This window comes from Streptomyces sp. SID1328, from assembly GCF_009865595.1.
GTDB classification, from domain to species: Bacteria; Actinomycetota; Actinomycetes; order Streptomycetales; family Streptomycetaceae; genus Streptomyces; species Streptomyces griseoluteus.
Genome location: NZ_WWKH01001081.1, coordinates 1 through 3,735 on the forward strand (window position 1 = coordinate 1; position 3,735 = coordinate 3,735).

A 3,735-nucleotide genomic window follows, 5' to 3' on the forward strand; every position below is an offset into this window, starting at 1 on the left:
CCGGCGGAGCGGAGCGCAGCCGGGGCTTGAACCAGTAGAGAAAGTTGTAACTCAGTCGGTCGCGTGGACCTCGAATCGCTATGCGCTCACCAGTAGTTCGGTGTTCTGACGGTGAGCCAGCGCAACGAAGAGCACCGGTCGCATAGTCCACGTGATCCGGGTTCTGGCGTGGATGACAGACACCGTGCACGGCTCCGCCCGCAACAGCGCTCGGCGCGTCTCGATGCGCCCCTCGTACAGCCCTCCCAGCCGGGCATCCGCGTACAACTCCGCGGTGACCGTGTGGCCGTGGTCGCTGTCGCGCACGACGACCCCGTGAGCGATGACGCTGACCATGCCAGGCCCCGGCCGTCCTTGGCGTCCTGGTCCTGGTGCGCGACCTTCGGAGCCGTCCCCGTACCGCCGTCATCCGTGACCGAGACCGCCACCCCTGGGCGGAAACGCGTGCGGCGGGGGGCTGTGAGCCGGGGGTACTTCTCGAGCAGGGCGCGATCCGGTTCGGCGGTCAAGCCCTGCCAAGCTTCCCCCGGTCCTGGAGGACGGTGCTGACGCGCGGCGGAGCCGTTACTCCCCCGCCTTGTCCTCCCGCCCTCGCAGGATCACCAGCACAGCTCCGCCGATGACCACCAGACCGATCGCCGCTCCCGTGATCACCGGCGTCAGCGCGGACCCACCGGTTGCCGCGAGGTCCGTCCCCGTGGGTGCCTCGCCCGGCAGGGTGATCGGAGTCGGTTCGCTCAGGGTCTGGGCCGAGGCGGCCGTGGCCGGGCCCTGGGTGGCGCAGTCGAGGATGCCGGTGAAGCGCTGGGTGAAGCCGCCCGGGCCCGTGACGGTGAAGTCGTAGGACTGGTCCTCCTTCAGGGGGACCGTGATCGTTTCGACCTTGCCGGGGGCCACCGTGTGGGAGGTGCCCATGAGGTCGAAGGTGAACGGCTCGTCGCCCTTGTCGGCGACCGTGACGTCCACCCCGCCCTTGGCGCAGTTCTTGCGGGCCGAGACCGCCGGCACGGCACCCTCGGCCGCCCATGACGCGTCGACCGTCGCGGTGACAGTGGACTCGCTGGAGCCGGCGAGGATCTGCGTCTGGCTGCGCGACTCGGAGGCGAAGGCGCGGCCCACCGGGACGGTGGTGGAGGCCTGCACGGCCACCTGCACCGCGGCGTCCGGCGCGCCCTCGGGTATGTCGAAGTAGAGCCGGCTGCCGTCGTGCGCGGAGGTGATCACCTTGCCGGTGCGGTCGATGATCCGCATCCCCTCGGCCGCCGCGTCCGCCGGAGGCGAGACGATCACGCCGGCCGCGTCGGTGTGCACGGTCACCGGTCCCAGCAGGTCACCGGGGCGGCCGGAGACCGCCGGCGGGTCCAGCGTGAGCGAGGCCCTCGGCTCGGCCGCGGGGCGGGCGCTCTTCTCCAGGTAGTCCGCAAGCTTCTCCGCCTGCGGGTCCACCGCGTCGACCTTCGCCGCGTCCGAGTAGCGCCAGATGGCCACCTGGGTCCCGGCCGCCGCGTCCTGCTCGGTCAGTCCGGCCGCGCCGGCCTTGCGGGCGAGCGCGTCCAGGTCGTTCACCTGGGGGTAGGAGTTCTGGAGTATCCAGCGGATGCGCCCGGCGTTCGCGTTGGCGCCCAGCGAGGTGCCGCTCCACGGGGTCTCCTGGTACTTGGCGTCGCGCTGCGTGGGGTTGTGCAGGTCGACGCAGTACGTCTGGAGGGTGCCGCCGCCGTCCACGGACATGTCGAACAGGCCGGCCGGTACCCGCAGGTCGGTGCCGCCGTCCTCGTGGATCACGGCCTCGCCGTACGTCTTGAGGCCGTTGATCGTGGCCGTCGCCCCGTTCTGCGCCTGCGGTCTGCCGTCGGCCAGGGCCGTACCGGCGCCGGACAGCACACCCGCCGCCGCCAGCCCGCAGGCCAGGGTCAGGGCACCGGCCTTCACGGGCGCGGTGGACCGGGTGAACCCAGAGAACGCAGAAAGCACAGAATTCCCCTTCGAGCAGGACCCGTTGGACTTGGGGGGCGGTCCCACCAGCAGAAATCACCAACCCCTGGGGGGTGTTCGCCTGGGCATCCTATGGATCAACGACGCCCGCACCCGGCGGTCGGATGGTCGTACGACTGATCCGAGCTGTAATCGTTATCGCGGGGGCCCGTCATGAGCTCGGCTTATCGACAAATCCACCGCTTTGGACGGGGTGTTCGCGGCGCATTCGCCGATAAGCCACGTCTCGGTCAGACAGTGGATGACGTCATGTCACCAACAGTCGTTCCGCGTGCTGTTGAGCTTCCGGTTCCGCAGGAGGCGGTGTCTCCCACTGCGGCTCCGGACGCGTCTCGCGACCTGGCGTCTCCGGTTTCGCCGAGCGCCGGAACGCCGCCGTCCCCCGCGTCAGATCGTGGCCGATCGTCACCGCGTCGATGTCGGCCGACGCCCACGCCTGCTGTTGCCCCTCGCGCATCTCGGTCCGCACCTTCAGCCGCCCCTGCACCACGAGCGGCTGCCCCACCTCCACCGACGCGGCCACGTTGACCGCGAGCTGGCGGTTGGCCCACACCGTGAAGAAGTTGGTGTGCCCGTCCGTCCAGACGTTCTTCTCCCGATCCCAGTACCGCGCGGTCACCGCGAGCCGGAACCGGGCCGACGGGCCGTTCGGCAGCTCCCGGTACACCGGCCGCGTCGCCACATTGCCCACCACGCACACCACGGTCTCGTTCATCCTGGTCCCCTCCCTCGCCCGGCGCTCACCGCCGGACAGCCGGTGCCGCGACGGGCCCGTCCCGCACGGCTTCCTGATGCCGTGCGGCGCGCACCGGTCTCACTCGTGGCGCGCCGCACGACCGCCGATCACGAAGCCCGCCCTTCCCCCCGCCCCGCGATCCGGGCCGGGCAGGCGGTGCGATCGCCGTGGCACCAGACTGCGCCCACCCGGCCCCACCCCGCCGAGCGCTGTGGACAGCTCCCCACTTGTGGACAACTCCGTCACCCGATCAGGTGGCCACACTCTCCACAGGCCGCCACGGCCCACCCCGCCCCGGCCGCCACCTCAGTCCGCCAGGCAGCCCCTACCGCCCGACCCCCGCCCCCGCGATCCGCCCGTACTGCTCGCGCACCTCCCGGTACCGCAGCAGCTCCGCCGCCACCGGGTCCAGCACCCGAGCCCGGCCGCAGCTCGCCGCCGCCTCCCGCAGCCGGCGCTCCGCCTCCTGCCCGTACCGCCGCGCAGGCCCCCGCGCCGCCAGCCGGCACCCCCACTCCACCAGCGGCCCGCCCACGATCCCGCACAGCATCAGCAGCACCGGCACGCCCAGATTCGGCGAGAGCACCCCCGCGATCTGCCCGACCAGCCACGCCCCGCCCACGATCTGCAGCAGCGTCATAGCCGCCTGCACCAGCACCGCCACCGGCCACCAGCCCGGGCGGGGCGGGCGTCCCGGCGGCAGTCCGGCCTGGCCCGCCAGCTCGTCCAGCGACTCCGACAGCCCCTGCGACCCGTGTACGGCCGCTTCCCGCACCGCCTGCGCCCAGGGTGTGGGCAACTCGGCGGCGGCCTGGTCGGACACCGTACGGACCGCCTGCTCCACCCGCTGGCGCGCGGTCGCCTCGGCGTCCGCGTGCTGGCGCACCGGGAGGCTGCCGGTGTGCGGGCCGCCGCGGTCCTGGTACCAGCGCCACAGCCGCAGCCAGGGCGTGCCGCACGCGCGGTTGGCGTTGCGCAGCCAGGCACGTTCGGCGGCCTCCCCG

Annotated in this window: 2 protein-coding genes and 2 pseudogenes; all 4 read right to left on the reverse strand. The window is 72.4% G+C overall.

Going from position 1 to position 3,735, the window contains the following annotated elements; translation table 11 throughout:
• Positions 1–240: 240 nt before the first annotated feature.
• Positions 241–428 (reverse strand): annotated as a pseudogene (locus tag GT030_RS34995) (ATP-binding protein); the annotation flags it as partial.
• Between the two features lie 136 nt (positions 429–564).
• Complete coding sequence (locus tag GT030_RS35000; RefSeq protein ID WP_346009816.1) at positions 565–1,932, reverse strand: Cys-Gln thioester bond-forming surface protein; 1,368 nt, start codon at positions 1,930–1,932, stop codon at positions 565–567.
• Between the two features lie 310 nt (positions 1,933–2,242).
• The gene (locus GT030_RS35005) at positions 2,243–2,710 is read right to left on the reverse strand and encodes a single-stranded DNA-binding protein (protein ID WP_161204513.1); all 468 of its coding nucleotides are present in this window, start codon (positions 2,708–2,710) and stop codon (positions 2,243–2,245) included.
• A 346-nt stretch (positions 2,711–3,056) separates the two neighbouring features.
• Positions 3,057–3,735 (reverse strand): annotated as a pseudogene (locus GT030_RS35010) (ATP-binding protein); the annotation flags it as partial.